Below are 14507 nucleotides of genomic sequence, written 5' to 3'. Positions count from 1 at the left end.
CACGCGGGGGTGATCCCGCCTCGTCGATGATGTTCACGTCGCCGCTGAAGTGTTCCCCGCGCACGCGGGGGTGATCCCCCTTCCGGGAACCCTTCGCCGAACCCTTCCGGGTGTTCCCCGCGCACGCGGGGGTGATCCCTCGGGGTCGCGCTCGTATACCAGGATCCTACTGTGTTCCCCGCGCACGCGGGGGTGATCCCGGTACGAGCCACCTCGCGGGCGATGCCGCTACGTGTTCCCCGCGCACGCGGGGGTGATCCCCAGTCCCGGGCGAGCGGATGCCACCGTTCGTCGTGTTCCCCGCGCACGCGGGGGTGATCCCCCCGCCGATCGGCCTCTCTGGCCATCCGGTCGGTGTTCCCCGCGCACGCGGGGGTGATCCCACCGACAGCGGCGACCGCCACAGCGCCAGCTGGTGTTCCCCGCGCACGCGGGGGTGATCCCTGACCCGCCGGGGCATCCCCGCCGAACACGTCGTGTTCCCCGCGCACGCGGGGGTGATCCCGTTGGCGATCGTCGACCAGACCGCCAGCGTGTGTGTTCCCCGCGCACGCGGGGGTGATCCAACTCACCTGGATCGGCAGGTTGTAGGTGAAGACGGCGAGCACCACAACCAGATCCACGACCCAGGGGCGCTGCCGAAACCAGGACCTGGAAGCACCGGCCGCCAGGCGCCCGACGCCCAGGGCATCGTCGCTTGTACGCGCGCGGGCCGATGCTTCAGTCATCCGCCCACCACCTTACGGTGGCGACGCGGCGCAGGCCGCTAGTCCCGCGTCGAACGCGGCCAGGAAGTCCAGCAACTGACGCCGTGCCGCCTCGTCGCTTGTGTAGTGGTTCAGGAATGTCGACGTGACGCGGTGCGAGCGGTCCTCGACCACCGTGACCAGCTCGGCGAGTTGACGGCGAGCCTCGACCACCACGGCCGACCCCACCTGACGGCACCACGCCTCGATGAGGGCGGGATCGGTGGAGACGGCGTCGATGCCGCAGCACGCGCGGACACACTCGACCTCGCAGAAGATGATGCCCTCGCTCAGGGGCGCTGGTATGTCGACCGAGACCTCCCCCATCGACGCTCCTTCCGCGAGCCCGCACCGGTGACGGGTAGCCGATGCTAGCGCCGTCACCGGTGTCGCGGGCCTGGCCGGACAGTGGCGATCCGGCGACGTGCGGGGGTCGTCCCCTGGCACGGCATGGTTCGCCCGGGTGGTCCGGGGGGGCGGGTTGGTGTGCCGCACGTCCGTGGCGTACCCGGCGAGCTGGCCGCTTCGCAGGGTGCGGTCGACGCCCGTCGCGGTCGCAGGTCCTCGCGTGAGCGGTGTTGATCGAATACGCGCCGCGTCTCGTGCCGCCGGTCAGTGTGTTGTCGACGAGTCCTGCGGTCTCGGGATGCAGCGGTGCGTTGATGGCCACCACGTCGATTGCAGATGCGAGGGAAAACTGGCTAGGTTTGCCGGTGAATGCGAGCCGTTCGGGCACTTATACGTGGCAGTTGCGGCCAGCTACGGTGTCCGGGTGACGGTGTTTCGCCTCGGTGAGGCCGCCGAGCTGTTCGAGGTCAGCGTGGACACGGTCAGGCGTTGGGTCGAGCCGGGCACCTACCAGCCGTCCGGGACGGACACGGGCACCGGGTGATCGACGGGGGAGGAGCAGTCTGTGAGGGCACGACGATTCCGTACCACCCTGGCCGCACTCGCCACCGCGGCGGTGGTGGGGTTGTCCGGCTGTGGTGGTGACGACGCCGCCGAGCCGGGTTCGCGGGCCGGCGGCAGCTCGGGGGTTTCCGGGACGGTGACGGTGTTCGCGGCGGCGTCGCTGACCGAGTCGTTCACCCAGATCGGCAAGGACTTCGAGGCGGCGAATCCCGGGGTGAAGGTCACGTTCAGCTTCGCCGGCAGCTCCGCACTGGCGACCCAGATCAACGAGGGTGCTCCGGCCGACGTGTTCGCCTCCGCGGCGCCGGCGAACATGAGGGCCGTCACCGACGCCGGCAACGGCGACGGTGCCCCGATCACGTTCGTGCGCAACCAGCTCGTCATCGCCGTACCCAGGGGCAACCCGGACGGGGTGACCGGGCTGGCCGACCTGACGAAGCCCGACGTCAAGGTCGCGCTCTGCGCCGAGCAGGTGCCGTGCGGTGCGGCGGCGAGGAAGGCTCTCGACGCCGCCGGTGTGAAACTCACCCCGGTCACGCTCGAGCAGGACGTCAAGGCCGCCCTGTCGAAGGTGAGGCTCGGTGAGGTCGACGCATCGCTGGTCTACCGCACCGACGCGACGTCCGCCGCCGCCGACGTCGACGGGATCGAGTTTCCCGAATCCGCCGGGGCGATCAACGACTACCCGATCGTCGTCCTGAAGAATGCCCCCAACAGGACGGCCGCGCAGGCGTTCGTCGCCTACGTGCGCTCAGACGCCGGGATGCGCGTCCTCACCGAGGCCGGCTTCCAGGCCCCGTAAACCGGTGTTCCGTACCGACGACACGCGACCTGCGGCCCGACCGGACGAGGCCGGGTCGCCGCAGCGACGCCGGCGCGACGGTCGGATCCCGCTTGCGTTGCTCCTGCCAGCCGCGCTGGGCCTGCTCTTCCTGGTCCTACCGCTGCTGGGGCTGCTGGTACGCACACCCTGGACCACGTTGCCGCGGCGGCTCACCGAACCGGGCGTCCTCACCGCGTTGCGGCTGTCGCTGGAGACGGCGACCACGGCCACGCTGCTCTGCCTGGCCCTCGGGGTACCGCTGGCCTGGCTGCTCGCCCGGGTCGAGTTCCCGGGCCGCCGCCTCGTACGGGCCCTGGTCACCGTCCCACTCGTGCTGCCACCCGTGGTCGGCGGCGTCGCCCTGCTGCTCGTCTTCGGCCGCCGGGGACTGCTCGGCTCCTGGCTCGACTCGACGTTCGGCATCACGCTGCCGTTCACCACCACCGGGGTCGTCCTCGCCGAGGCGTTCGTCGCCATGCCGTTTCTGATCATCGCCGTCGAAGGCGCACTACGTGGCGCGGACACCCGCTACGAGGAGGCCGCCGCCACCCTCGGCGCCGGCCGGTGGACCACCTTCACCCACGTCACCCTGCCACTCGTCGCCCCTGGTGTCGCCGCCGGAGCCGTCTTGTGCTGGGCCCGCGCCCTCGGCGAGTTCGGTGCCACCATCACCTTCGCCGGCAACTTTCCCGGCCGTACCCAGACCATGCCCCTGGCGGTCTACCTTGCCCTGGAGACCGACCTGGAGGCCGCGATCGTGCTCAGCCTCATCCTGCTCACCGTCTCCGTCGCCATCCTCGCCAGCCTCCGCGACCGCTGGATCACCGGCCCATGACCGCCCTCACCGTCACCAGAGCCGAACCCGACACCGGTACGCCGATGCTCGACGCGCACCTCGTCGTCGTACGCGACAGCTTCCGGCTCGACGTGGCACTGCGGATCAATGCGGGCGAGGTCGTCGCACTTCTCGGTCCGAACGGCGCCGGCAAGACCACCGCGGTGCGTACCCTCGCCGGCCTGCTACCGCTGTCGGCCGGGCACATCACCCTCGCCGGTCAGGACCTCGACCGCCCCGCTGCCCGGCGGTGGACACCCACCGAGCGACGCCCGATCGGCGTCGTCTTCCAGGACTACCGGCTCTTTCCCCACCTGAGCGCCCTGGACAACGTCGCGTTCGGCCCCCGCCGGCGCGGACTGGACCGGCGACAGGCCCGCCAGCGCGCCGCGGAATGGCTCGACCGGATGGAGCTGGCCGACTACGGCCGCCACAAGCCACGGCAGCTCTCCGGCGGGCAGGCCCAACGGGTCGCGCTGGCCCGCGCCCTCGCCGTCGACCCGGCACTGCTGCTGCTCGACGAACCGCTCGCCGCCCTCGACGCCCGTACCCGCCTCGACACCCGCGCCCAACTGCAACGCCACCTCGCCGAACATCCCGGCGCGACCCTGCTGGTCACCCACGACCCGCTCGACGCCCTCGTCCTCGCCGACCGGCTCGTCATCGTCGAGCACGGTCGGATCGTGCAGGAGGGCGACGCCGGCACCATCACCGCGCAACCCCGCACCGACTACGTCGCCCGGCTCGTCGGGCTCAACCTGCACCGCGGTTGGGCCGACGGCCACACCGTACGCATCGGTGCCGACTTCGTCCTCACCATCGCCGACCGCCACGACGGAGACGTCTTCGTCGCCTTCCCACCATCCGCCGTCGCCCTCTACCCGCTCCGCCCCGACGGCAGCCCCCGCAACGTCTGGCCCGCGACCATTACCGGCATCCAACGCCACGGCGACAACCTGCGGATCCAACTCGCCGGCCCCGTCGACGTGGCTGCCGACATCACCCCGGCCGCCGCCGCCCACCTGCACCTCGCCCCGGGACAACCCCTCTGGGCCGCGGTCAAGGCCACCGAGACCCGCGTCTACCCGGCGGGAAGCCCCCGAACGGCCGGGACGGACTGACCGACAGGGACGGCAATCAACGCCTTCTCGCGACGACCGCTGCCGCCTGGCACAACGCGCCACCGGCCAACCGACCACCAGATCCCTTTTCCTCCACAGCCACTGACCAGGCGTCGGACGTACTCGTCCAGTCCGAGAGCCCGACGGTCGGGACAGCACCGATCCGGTCTGCCCCTGGTCCCGGGGCGATCACGAGGTCGAGGCGCGGACCCTGCGGCGCCCATCGCCACTTGGGCGGGAGATGTGCGGAGGGTGTGCGCCGGCCTGGCACCGTCTCTGCGGTTGCAGTACGCCCGTGCCAATGCAGCGAAGCGAAGTCTTGGGGGAGACGAGGTGACGACGATGTTGGCGGGTGCGTGTCCGCTGGTTGGGGACGGTCGCCGTTGAGCGGGAACGCGTTCGTCGGCTGTCTGGCGTATGCGTTGGGGGAGCGACGGATCGATCTGGCCACGTCGGCGGCAAACGGCAGGCTGCGGTCGGAGCCGCGGGACCTTGCCGAGGCCGGGTTCGCCGTGCACCACGTCTGCAATCCGACGACCTCCGCCTATGACCTCGCACGGGCGGCGACCGCCCGGATCGCGGCGGCCGGCGGGCTGCGCGACGTGGACGCGATCATCTACGCGACGGCGCTGCCGACGAACGGCACCGTCGGTGACCTGGACACCGCGCGTCGTACCCGCGACATCGCGCACCTGATGGACTTTCCGGGCAGCCGGCTGCAGGTGGACTTCGACCTCGACGGTGCGGTTGTCGTCGGTCTCAACCAGCAGGCGTGTACGGGTCTGCTCGGATCGCTGCACCTGGCCCGTGCCCTGTTGGCGATCGAGTCGGACTGGCGGCGGGTGCTGTGCGTGACCGCGGACCGTCTGCCCGACGGCGCGATGTACGAACAGGCGTACAACCTGATCTCCGACGGCGCCGCGGCGTGCGTGGTGAGCCGACAGCCGGCCGCGTTCCGCATCATCGCCGGTCACCAGATCACCAACGGTGGTCTCGGCCTTGCCGGTGCCGACGAGATCGTTGGGGCTTTCTTCACCTATACCCACCGGGTGGTCGTGGAGGCCTTGGAAAAGGCGGGACTCACGGCTGGGGACCTGGACTGGGTGGTCGCGCAGAACGCCAACCCGGCGGCGTGGGAGGTGTTCGCGCGGCTGCTGGGGGTGCCGGAGTCCCGGGTCTGGTTGCCGTCGGTCGCCCGGGCAGGCCACGTGGTCTCCGCCGACACGATCATCAATCTTCAGGCGTTGGTGGACTCGGGCCGGTTGCGTCCCGGCCACCGGTTGGCCCTGGTGGCGGCCGGACACGGGCTCAACTGGCAGTGCGCGATTCTGCAGGCCACGGAGGCGGTGTCATGACAAAGGCAGCAGCCGGGAGTGCGCTCAGCACAGCGCTGGCATCCATCGACGACACGGTGGCCAGACTGAGCCACCTGTCGCGGCGCTCGTACCAAAACCCGTACACCGCCCTGTCGGAGTGGCCGGAGACGGTGCGGCCGGACGAGGAGTGGTTCAGCAGCCCGGAGTATGTCAGCCTGTACGGAACGCGGATGTGGGACGAGCTGGACGAGCCGGCTCGGCGGCGGCTGGCATTCCAGGAGGCGGCCAACTTCTACAGCCTGAACATCCACGGCGAAAAGAGCCTGATGCGTGGACTCGCGGCTCGGCTCTACCGGCCGGACCTCCTGGGCGTCGCCGACTACCTGCACCACTTCCTCGACGAGGAAAACAAGCACAGCATCTACTTTGGTCAGTTCTGCCGGAAGTATGCGCGCATCTACCGCAGCCGCCAGATCGCCGGTACGGAGACACGTCCGCAGCACGTCGAGGACCTGCTGTTCTTCGCAAAGACGCTGATCTTCGAGGAAATCGTCGACTACTACAACCGGGTGCAGGCGCGCGATGGACGCCTTCACCCGGTGGCGCGGTTCATCAACCACAACCATCACTACGAGGAGGCGCGGCACCTGGTCTTCGGGCGCCGGCTGCTCGCCGTGCTCTGGGAGGTGTGCACAGCCGAGCTGACCGCCGAGCAGGTCGACGACGTGCGTGACTACCTCAGCCAGTTTTTCGTCATGACCTGGCGGGAGTTCTACAACCCGGACGTCTACGCCGAGGTGAATCTGCCCGAACCCTGGGAGCTCGCGGAGACCGCCTGGACGACACCGTACCAGCGTGACCTGCGGCGCCGGGTGTCTGCTGGATGCGTCAAGTTTCTTATCTCCACCGGGATCCTGAGCGAGGAGCCACACGATGCGTACTGAGGCCGAGACCCGGGCGGTTTTGCGGGACTGGGTGCTGAAAAAGGCGAGCGGGCTGGATCCCGAGCAACTGGCCGATTCGACGGCGTTGTTCGAGCAGCGCTACCTGCGATCGGTACACCTACCCGAACTCCTGCTGCTGCTCGAGCGGCTTCGCGGTGCGCCGATCGAGGTGGAGCACCTGAACCTCGACAACTTCGGAAGCCTGGACGCGATGGTCCGGTTCGTCTGCGTACCGGAGTCGGCCCCGTGAGTACGGCCGAGACGCGCACCGACGGGGTGACCACAGACGACACGTCGGCCGAGGGGCCCGGGGTGCCATGCCGGCTGGCCCAGATCGGTTTGCGCTGGCACGCGACACACGGGCAGGCAAGCCTCTTCGGCCCGCTGTGGAAGCTGGCCGAGGAGTGCGACCAGGCGTTCCGCCGCCTGGCTGACGTGTGGCATGCCGAGGACGAAAGCCATCCGGCCTTCCTGTCCGCCGAGTGCATCGCGCGACTGGACTATCTTCGCTCGTTTCCCCACCAGGCTACGTTCCCGGTGACGCTCGACAGCAGCGAGGCCAACGTCGAGGACTTTCTCAACGGACCGGTCGTGGACGACGCCGGGCACGTCGCCCCCACCCGACTGGCGCCCATCTCCGCGGTGCTCACCCCCGCCGCGTGCTACCACCTCTACCAGCATCACGAGGGTGAGCGGCTGACCCGGCCCCGCTACCTGACCACCCGAAACACCTGCTTCCGTCACGAGGAGTCGTACCGGCCGTTGCGGCGGCAGTGGAGCTTCACGATGCGCGAGGTGGTCTGCATCGGTACCCGGGCCGAGGTCGGTGAGTTCCTGGACCGGGCGCGGTGGGTGGTCAACCGGTTTACCCGACTTGTTGACCTACCGATCGCGTGGCAGCAGGCCACCGATCCATTCTTCCAGCCGATGCGCAACCCGAAGTACCTGATGCAACTCGTCCAGCCCGTGAAGCACGAGGCGACCTACGGTGCAGGGTTGGCCATCGCGTCGGTGAACCTGCACCACGACCACTTCGGTGAGCGCTTCGACCTGTCGCGCGACGGAAAGCCGGCGTACAGCGGCTGCCTGGCCTTCGGGCTCGAACGGTGGCTGTTTGCCATCACCGACCAGCACGGCTCCGATCCCGCCGACTGGCCAGATCTGGTGGCCGCCTCGCGGACCGTCGTGGCGGAGGCGTCCGTGGTCCGGCCGACCGTCGCCGCGTCCGGCGCGGGGAGGTCGGAGTGACCGGCGCGACGATGGTCACCGGCGCGGATGGCTATCTCGGTCGTCGGGTGGTGTCGACCCTGCTCGCCCGCACCGACGATCCGCTGGTGCTCGCCGTCCGCGCCGCCGACGACACGGAGCTCGCCACCAAGCGGGAGTGGGCGGCCACCGCGTTCGACGCAGCGCCGGGCCGGATCAGGGTCGTCGCGGCCGACCTGCGACAGCCGAAGCCGTTCGTCGACGTCGACCCCGCGACCGTACGCCGGATCGTGCACACCGCGGCGATCACCCGGTTCAACGTCGATCGGGACAGCGCGCGGCAGGTGAACCTGGAGGGTACCGCCGCCGTCTGCGACTTCGCCGCCACCTGCGTAAACCTCGACCGGTACCTGGTGCTCTCCACGCTGTACGTCTCCGGCCGGCACGAAGGCCCGGTCGCCGAACACCGGCTGGACGACCGCGGCTTCGTCAACCACTACGAGTGGTCCAAGTGGGCGGCCGAGGAGCGGGTCTTCGGCGAGTACGCCCACCTACCGGTGTCGGTGCTCCGGCTGCCGACGGTCATCGCCGACGACGACAGCGGGCGGGTGACCCAGTACAACGCCTTCCACCACACCCTCAGGCTGTTCTTCTACGGCCTGTTGGGCCTGGTCCCCGGTAACCCGGCGACGCCACTGAGCGTCACCACTGCGGCGTTCGTCTCCGACGCTGTGGCGCACCTGCTCGACGACCGGGCACCCCGCGGGGTCTTCCACGTCTGCGCCGATCCGGACGACACACCCGCGCTCGGTGCCGTCATCGACGCCGCGTTCGCCGTCTTCGAGAGCGACGACTGGTTTCGGCGGCGCCGGATTCTTCGCCCCATCTACTGCGATGAACCCGCGTTCGACCGACTCACCTCGGCCGCCCGCAGCATGCGACAGGCGGTGCTCAGCGACGTCCTCGGCACGGTCGCGCCATTCGGTGGGCAGCTCTACCGGCCCAAGACGTTCCAGACCGACGCGCTCCGCTCCGCGTGGCCGGGCTGTGCCGCACCGAAATCCATCCCGTTGGTCACATCCACCGTCTCCCACCTGGTTCGGACGAGGTGGGGCAAGACCCAGCAGGAGGCTCCATGACGCTGAGCGAGAACGACCTGTGGCTGCTCAGCTTCTACCGGTCGTCTGAGATCAGCGCCGCACTGTTCTTCGGGCACGTGTCCCGCTTCATCCGCGGCCCGCTGCAGAAGGACGTTACCCACCACTTTTCCGACGAGGCCAACCACTCCCGGCTCTGGACCGACTGCATCACGGAGCTGGGACACCGGCCGATCAAGCTCCACCGCGCGTACCAGGACAAGTACCTGGACGCGGTCGGCCTGCCGGCCAACGTCATGGAGGTGATGGCGGCCACCAACGTGCTGGAGAAGCGGGTCATCGGTCACTACCGCCAGCATCTGCGCATTCCGAACCTGAACCCGGTGGTGAAGGCGACCATCGAAAAGATCATGCTCGACGAGCGCTGGCACGTGCAGTACGTCCGGGACGAACTCCAGCGCCTGGCCGGCAAGTACGGCGAGGAAGAGGTCGCGCGAACGGTCCAGCGATACACCGAGGCCGATCGTGCCATCTACGCCGAGGGCCTCGCCGAGTACGCCGAGCGGTTCGCGCTGCTTCCCACCGACGGCGCGGACGAGCCGGCCGACATCGAGTTCTCCGCCCTGGCCGCCGGGAAGCAGGAAAGCCACTAGGAGGTACGTCGTGCCCGCAGTCACGTTCGAGCAGGTGGCCGAGCACATCCGGGCGACGGTCCCGGTCAGGGTCGCCGAGCTGACGCCCGAGACCACGATCCGGGATCTGGCCTTGGACAGCATGCTCCTCGTCGAAATGGTCGTCGACCTGCAGGAGGAGTTTGACGTCATGCTGTCGCAGGCCGAGCTCAGCCGGATCAACACGCTCGGCGAACTCGTTGAGGCGTTGCGGTCGCAGTAGCTCGGGAGCATGGCGATGCCGTTGATCACGGATTGGCTCACCGACCCCATCGACGGTCGGGGGGTTCATCTCGCCGACGGGCCGGATGGTGGCTGGCGGTACACCAGCTACTCGCAGCTCGCCTCGTCCGCCCTGCGGATCGCCGCCGCACTACGGGCCCGCGGCGTGACCGCCGACGACGTCGTGTGCGTCGGGATACCCGCTAGTCACACTTGCCTTGCGGTCCTCTTCGGGGCGTGGGCGTGCGGAGCCACCGTGTCGATCCTGCCGCCACCCACGCCGTTCCAGCCGGAGGCGCAGTACACGGCGCATACCGCCGCGATCCTGCGTCAGGCCGCACCGGTGGTGGTGGTCACCAGCCCGGAGCTGGCCGGCCCGGTCCGGCGCGCGGCCGTCGAGGCGGGGCTGCCGGACGTGCTGTGGACCCCCCGCCCGGCCGAGGAACCGGGCACCCTCCAGCCGCCCGGCACGACCGCGCTGCTCCAGTTCACCTCCGGCTCGACCGGCGTGCCCCGCGCCGTACGGGTCACCTGGTCCAACATCGACGCCAACCTCGGGTTCATCCAGCGACGGGTCGAGTGGAGCGACCACGACGGATGCGCGTCCTGGCTCCCGCTGCATCACGACATGGGCCTCATCGGCTGCCTCCTCGCGTCCGTGGCACGGCAGACCAACCTGTGGCTGATGCGGCCGGATCAGTTCATCCGCGACCCGGCCCGGTGGCTGGCACTGTTCGCGCCCGGGCAGGCCACCCTCTCCGCGGCCTCCTCCTTTGCCTTCGAGTATGCGGTCCGCCGGGTGCCGCAGGCCCGCCTGGCGACCCTGGACCTCTCCGGCATGCGGTCGACCGTGGTCGGCGCCGAGATGGTGGACGCCACCGTGCTGGACCGGTTCGCGCGCCACGCCGAGCCGGCCGGATTCACGCCGCGGGGGTTCACCCCCGCCTACGGCCTCGCCGAACACACCCTCGCGGTCTCCTTCGCCGCGCACGATGAGGCACCTCGGATGACGCGGGTGGACTGGAGCGGCCTGTCGTTCGGCGCCCCGGCCCCGGTTCTGGGCGCCGGCCGGCTGGGCGACGTACCGCTGGAGGAAACCGGCTGGCTCGTCGGCCACGGATACCCGCCGGAGAGCGAGGGCGTGCACATCCGGATCCTCGACGACGCCGGGGAACCGCTCCCGGTTGGTCATGTCGGCGAGATCGCGGTGAGCAGCCCGTCCGTCGCCGCCGGCTACCGCGGCGCCGACCACGAGGGGTCGACCCGGTTTGTGGGCCGCGAGCTCCGCACCGGCGATGCGGGCTTCGTTCACGACGGTGAGCTGTACGTCCTTGGTCGGATGGGCGACAGCCTGAAACTGCGTGGCCGGAACGTCTTCGTGGAGGACCTGGACGTCCGGGTGGCGGAGGCGACGGGCCTCCCCAAGAGCGGCGTCGCCGCGGTCAGCATGGTCCACAGCGGCGGACAGGGGGTCGCGCTGTTCGCCGAGGCCAAAGATCTGGACTGGGTACCGCGCGCGCGTCGGCTCCTCCGTGAGGAACTCGGCCCGGAGCCGCAGATCACCATCATCGTGGGCCGTCGAGGACTCGTCGCGCGTACCTCCAGTGGCAAACCGCGGCGCCGGTTCCTCTGGCAACAACTGCGGGCCGGCTCGCTGACCGACGTCACCATCGACCCCGACCTCGCACCGGCAGGTACGGCGACGTGACGCCCCACGCCGAGTTCGGCTGCGACGTGTGGTGGGGCAGCACCGACCTGCTCCGACCACACCACCTCGATCTGCTCGACGAAACCGAGCGCGCGAGGTACGCCGGCTACCGCCGTGGCGACGACCGCGACCGGTTCGTGCTTGGCGTGGTCCTTCTGCGCACCGCCGCCGCCGCGGTCCTGGACGCCACGCCCCGCGAGGTACGGATCGACCGTGCCTGTCGTCAGTGCGGGCAGCCGCACGGCAAGCCACGGATTCCCGGCTACCGGCTGCACGTGTCCGTGTCCCACTCGTCGCGGGTGGCGGCCGTCGTGGTGACGCGGGTCGGACCGGTGGGAATCGACGTCGAACGGGTGACCAGCATCGAGTACCAACGGATGCTGCGCTACATCTGCCCTGACCGCGAAGCCCGGTGGGTGCACTCGACCGAGGACTTCTTCCGCTGCTGGACGAGGAAGGAGTCGGTGGTGAAGGCCACCGGCGACGGCCTCGCCGCGCTGCGTGCGGTCACGCTCACGCCCCCGGACGCCCCGCCGCGCCTGCTGGCCTACGCCGGTCGCCCGCGGATCGCCGCCACGATCACCGACCTCACCCCGCCAGCCGGCTACCGGGCCGCGCTCACCGTCCTCACCGACCGCCCGCTGCCGGTTCGGGAGCGCCTCGCCACCGACCTGGTGGCCTCCTCGGATGCGTCCGCCCGGTCATCGGCGTACGAAGGGAGACAGCCATGAATTCGGCAGTCCTGCTGCTGATCCTGCTCGGTTTCAGTTCCATCGGCCTGCTGACGATCTGGTTCTTCCGCCGGGACGGCCGGTTCACCGCGCGCTGGTGGCTCACCAGTCTGCCGCTGTTCATCGGACCACTACTGGTGGTCGCCGGTTACGTGGCGGACGTGACGCCGATGGCTCCGGCGAGCTGGACCACGGCGCGGGATCTGGTGGCGGTGACGCTGGGTGTTGCCTCGATTGCGTTGATGTATCTCACCTGGGGAACCCACCGCATCCCGCTGGCCCGGTACCACCAGGACGACGACGTGCCGCAGCACGTCGTGACCCATGGCGCGTACCGGTACATCCGTCACCCCTTCTACTCCTCCTATCTCCTGCTCTACCTGTCGACCCTGGTGTTCTTCCCGCACTGGAGCACGCTCTTCCTGACCTGCTACATGTTCACGGCGCTGACCATTACCGCCGCTGGCGAAGAGCGGCGCCTCAGCGCGTCCGAATTCGGGCCGGACTACCAGCGGTACATGCGGCGCACCGGCCGGTTCATACCCCGACTGACCAGGTCGCGCGACATCGAGCCGGCAGCTGCGCCGCCGGCGGCCACCGACCCCGCCCTCGCCGAACCAGTGTCGCGGTAGAACAGCCCGCCCTGGCACCGAGTGAGGGAGAACATCTCATGTCGCCGCTACCCGCTGTGCTGATCACCGGCTGCTCGTCGGGGGTGGGCCGTGCCGCCGCGCTTCGCTTCCGGAGCGCCGGCTATCCGGTGTACGCGACGGCCCGACATCCGGACACCCTCGCCGACCTGGCCGCCGCCGGAGCCGTCACCCTCGGGTTGGACGTCACCGACGAGGAGTCGATGATGGCGGCGGTCAAGCGGGTCGAGCACGACCACGGCGCCGTGGGAATTCTCATCAACAACGCCGCCTACGGGCTCCAGGGCGCGATCGAGACGCTGTCGGTCGACCACATTCGCCACCAGTTCGAGACGAACCTGTTCGGGCTGGTACGACTGACCCAGCTCGTGCTGCCGGGCATGCGCGCGCGGGGCCGGGGACGCGTGGTCAACGTCTCGGCGATGGGCGCGTACTTCGTCCTGCCCGGAACCGGAGCGCTGCACGCGTCGAAGCACGCCGTACGGGCCGTCACCGACGCCCTGCGCATGGAGTTGCGCCCCTTCGGGATCACGGTCACCGCCGTCGAGCCCGGCCCGATCGCCACGCCGTTCTCCGACAAGGCCAACACCACGATCCCGGCCGGCAGCGATTCGGGGCCGTACGCCCGATTCCACGCCGACCTCCGTGCCCGGATGTCAGCCGCCTACCAGGACAGGCCCGGCACCTTCGTGCTCAGCCCCGACCGGGTTGCCCGGTGCATCGAGAAGGCGGCCCTGACACCTCGGCCCAGGGTCCACTACCCGGTCGGCGTCATGTGCCGCTTCGTCATCGCCACCCGACGCCTGCTCCCGGACGCGGTCGTCGACGCGATGGTGCGGCGGATGTTCCTGACACCCCGACCGTCCTGACCCGTCCACCATCCACGAGGGGGAACCCGGCCATGAGGCAGGCCCACTCGCCACCGGCTCCACAGGACGACTCGGGTGGCCTCGACGGCGCGATGGGAGGGCGAGGCACAGGGCGGCGGCGCCCAGGGCGCGTCGGCCGGGGTCCCGGACCTCGATCAGCTGCCCTATCTTGTTGACGATGTCGGCTCCCAGGACGAGGTGAGACCGATCCTGGGTCGGGATACCGACTGACCGACAGGGACGGCAGTCACGTTCGCTGCCCCTGGTCCCGGGGCGAACACACGACGTCGAGGGCGCGGACATTGCGGCGCCCATCGCCATTCGCGCAATAAATGTGCAGATGGTGTGCACTCGTCTGGCATCGTCTCTGCGGTTGCCGTACGCCCGTGCCACTGCGGCGAAGCGAAGTCTTGGGGGGAGACGGGATGACGTGGACGACGCTGGCGGGTGCGTGTCCGCTGACGCGCGATTCCACGCCGACCTCCGTGCCCGGACGTCAGCCGCCGACCAGGAGAGGCCCGGCACCGTCGTACTCAGCCCCGACCGGGTTGCCCGGCGCACCGAGCAGGCGGCCCTGACGCCTCGGCCCAGGGTCCACTACCCGGTCGGCGTCATGCCCACTCGCCACCGGATCCACCGGACGACTCGGTGGAATC

At 69.8% G+C, this 14507-nt stretch carries 15 protein-coding genes and 1 CRISPR repeat array; of the genes, 14 read left to right on the top strand and 1 reads right to left on the bottom strand.

Annotated features, from left to right (window positions below; genetic code table 11):
• Nucleotides 1-49: 49 nt before the first annotated feature.
• Nucleotides 50-566: a CRISPR direct-repeat array (repeat unit 29 nt; unit sequence GTGTTCCCCGCGCACGCGGGGGTGATCCC).
• 174 nt (nucleotides 567-740) lie between these two features.
• Nucleotides 741-1073 carry a DUF6331 family protein gene (locus tag EF879_RS26050; protein ID WP_123563161.1) on the bottom strand — a complete coding sequence of 111 codons (333 nt, stop codon included), beginning with the start codon at nucleotides 1071-1073 and terminating at the stop codon, nucleotides 741-743.
• A 586-nt stretch (nucleotides 1074-1659) separates the two neighbouring features.
• Here EF879_RS26050 and modA point away from each other — a divergent pair.
• The 14 genes from modA (at nucleotide 1660) to EF879_RS25985 (ending at nucleotide 13851) form a co-directional block, all read left to right on the top strand.
• Complete coding sequence (modA, locus tag EF879_RS26040) at nucleotides 1660-2460, top strand: molybdate ABC transporter substrate-binding protein (protein ID WP_123563159.1); 801 nt, start codon at nucleotides 1660-1662, stop codon at nucleotides 2458-2460.
• Nucleotides 2461-2464: 4 nt separating this feature from the next.
• A complete protein-coding gene (locus EF879_RS26035; RefSeq protein ID WP_123563157.1) occupies nucleotides 2465-3316 on the top strand; it encodes an ABC transporter permease in 852 nt (283 codons plus the stop codon).
• A complete protein-coding gene (locus EF879_RS26030; RefSeq protein WP_233604764.1) occupies nucleotides 3313-4437 on the top strand; it encodes an ABC transporter ATP-binding protein in 1125 nt (374 codons plus the stop codon). The genes EF879_RS26035 and EF879_RS26030 overlap by 4 nt, the downstream gene beginning before the upstream one ends.
• A gap of 383 nt (nucleotides 4438-4820) precedes the next feature.
• Nucleotides 4821-5792 (top strand): 3-oxoacyl-[acyl-carrier-protein] synthase III C-terminal domain-containing protein, encoded by a 972-nt coding sequence (locus EF879_RS26025; protein ID WP_148086558.1) that lies wholly within the window; start codon nucleotides 4821-4823, stop codon nucleotides 5790-5792.
• Nucleotides 5789-6697, top strand: coding sequence for a diiron oxygenase (locus tag EF879_RS26020; protein WP_123563153.1), 909 nt, complete (start codon nucleotides 5789-5791; stop codon nucleotides 6695-6697). Before EF879_RS26025 ends, EF879_RS26020 begins: the two co-directional genes overlap by 4 nt.
• Nucleotides 6687-6947, top strand: coding sequence for a hypothetical protein (locus tag EF879_RS27415; protein ID WP_158624311.1), 261 nt, complete (start codon nucleotides 6687-6689; stop codon nucleotides 6945-6947). The genes EF879_RS26020 and EF879_RS27415 overlap by 11 nt, the downstream gene beginning before the upstream one ends.
• A complete protein-coding gene (locus tag EF879_RS26015; protein ID WP_158624309.1) occupies nucleotides 6944-7945 on the top strand; it encodes an aminoacyl--tRNA ligase-related protein in 1002 nt (333 codons plus the stop codon). Before EF879_RS27415 ends, EF879_RS26015 begins: the two co-directional genes overlap by 4 nt.
• Nucleotides 7942-9042: an SDR family oxidoreductase gene (locus EF879_RS26010; protein ID WP_123563150.1), complete on the top strand. Its 1101-nt coding sequence runs from the start codon at nucleotides 7942-7944 to the stop codon at nucleotides 9040-9042. Before EF879_RS26015 ends, EF879_RS26010 begins: the two co-directional genes overlap by 4 nt.
• Nucleotides 9039-9653, top strand: coding sequence for a ferritin-like domain-containing protein (locus tag EF879_RS27410; protein WP_158624308.1), 615 nt, complete (start codon nucleotides 9039-9041; stop codon nucleotides 9651-9653). Before EF879_RS26010 ends, EF879_RS27410 begins: the two co-directional genes overlap by 4 nt.
• 10 nt (nucleotides 9654-9663) lie before the next feature.
• Nucleotides 9664-9894, top strand: coding sequence for an acyl carrier protein (locus EF879_RS27405; protein ID WP_158624306.1), 231 nt, complete (start codon nucleotides 9664-9666; stop codon nucleotides 9892-9894).
• A 15-nt stretch (nucleotides 9895-9909) separates the two neighbouring features.
• On the top strand, nucleotides 9910-11601 hold the full coding sequence (locus EF879_RS26000) for an AMP-binding protein (protein WP_123563169.1): 1692 nt from the start codon (nucleotides 9910-9912) through the stop codon (nucleotides 11599-11601).
• A complete protein-coding gene (locus EF879_RS25995; protein WP_158624304.1) occupies nucleotides 11598-12332 on the top strand; it encodes a 4'-phosphopantetheinyl transferase superfamily protein in 735 nt (244 codons plus the stop codon). Before EF879_RS26000 ends, EF879_RS25995 begins: the two co-directional genes overlap by 4 nt.
• Nucleotides 12329-12964 (top strand): isoprenylcysteine carboxylmethyltransferase family protein, encoded by a 636-nt coding sequence (locus EF879_RS25990; protein ID WP_123563145.1) that lies wholly within the window; start codon nucleotides 12329-12331, stop codon nucleotides 12962-12964. The genes EF879_RS25995 and EF879_RS25990 overlap by 4 nt, the downstream gene beginning before the upstream one ends.
• A 38-nt stretch (nucleotides 12965-13002) precedes the next feature.
• On the top strand, nucleotides 13003-13851 hold the full coding sequence (locus EF879_RS25985) for an SDR family NAD(P)-dependent oxidoreductase (RefSeq protein ID WP_123563143.1): 849 nt from the start codon (nucleotides 13003-13005) through the stop codon (nucleotides 13849-13851).
• Nucleotides 13852-14507 lie beyond the last annotated feature (656 nt).

The organism is Micromonospora sp. HM5-17 (genome assembly GCF_003762835.1).
Taxonomy (GTDB): Bacteria; Actinomycetota; Actinomycetes; order Mycobacteriales; family Micromonosporaceae; genus Plantactinospora.
Note: the sequence above shows the minus strand (reverse complement) of the source record. Positions and strands in the feature narration are given on the sequence as shown.

Bases quoted from the DNA above. Each gene is read 5' to 3' on its own strand.
- EF879_RS26050 (WP_123563161.1), bottom strand. From the start codon at position 1,073: ATGGGGGAGGTCTCGGTCGACATACCAGCGCCCCTGAGCGAGGGCATC.
- EF879_RS26030 (WP_233604764.1), top strand. From the start codon at position 3,313: ATGACCGCCCTCACCGTCACCAGAGCCGAACCCGACACCGGTACGCCG.
- EF879_RS26020 (WP_123563153.1), top strand. From the start codon at position 5,789: ATGACAAAGGCAGCAGCCGGGAGTGCGCTCAGCACAGCGCTGGCATCC.
- EF879_RS27415 (WP_158624311.1), top strand. From the start codon at position 6,687: ATGCGTACTGAGGCCGAGACCCGGGCGGTTTTGCGGGACTGGGTGCTG.
- EF879_RS27410 (WP_158624308.1), top strand. From the start codon at position 9,039: ATGACGCTGAGCGAGAACGACCTGTGGCTGCTCAGCTTCTACCGGTCG.
- EF879_RS26000 (WP_123563169.1), top strand. From the start codon at position 9,910: ATGCCGTTGATCACGGATTGGCTCACCGACCCCATCGACGGTCGGGGG.
- EF879_RS25990 (WP_123563145.1), top strand. From the start codon at position 12,329: ATGAATTCGGCAGTCCTGCTGCTGATCCTGCTCGGTTTCAGTTCCATC.
- EF879_RS25985 (WP_123563143.1), top strand. From the start codon at position 13,003: ATGTCGCCGCTACCCGCTGTGCTGATCACCGGCTGCTCGTCGGGGGTG.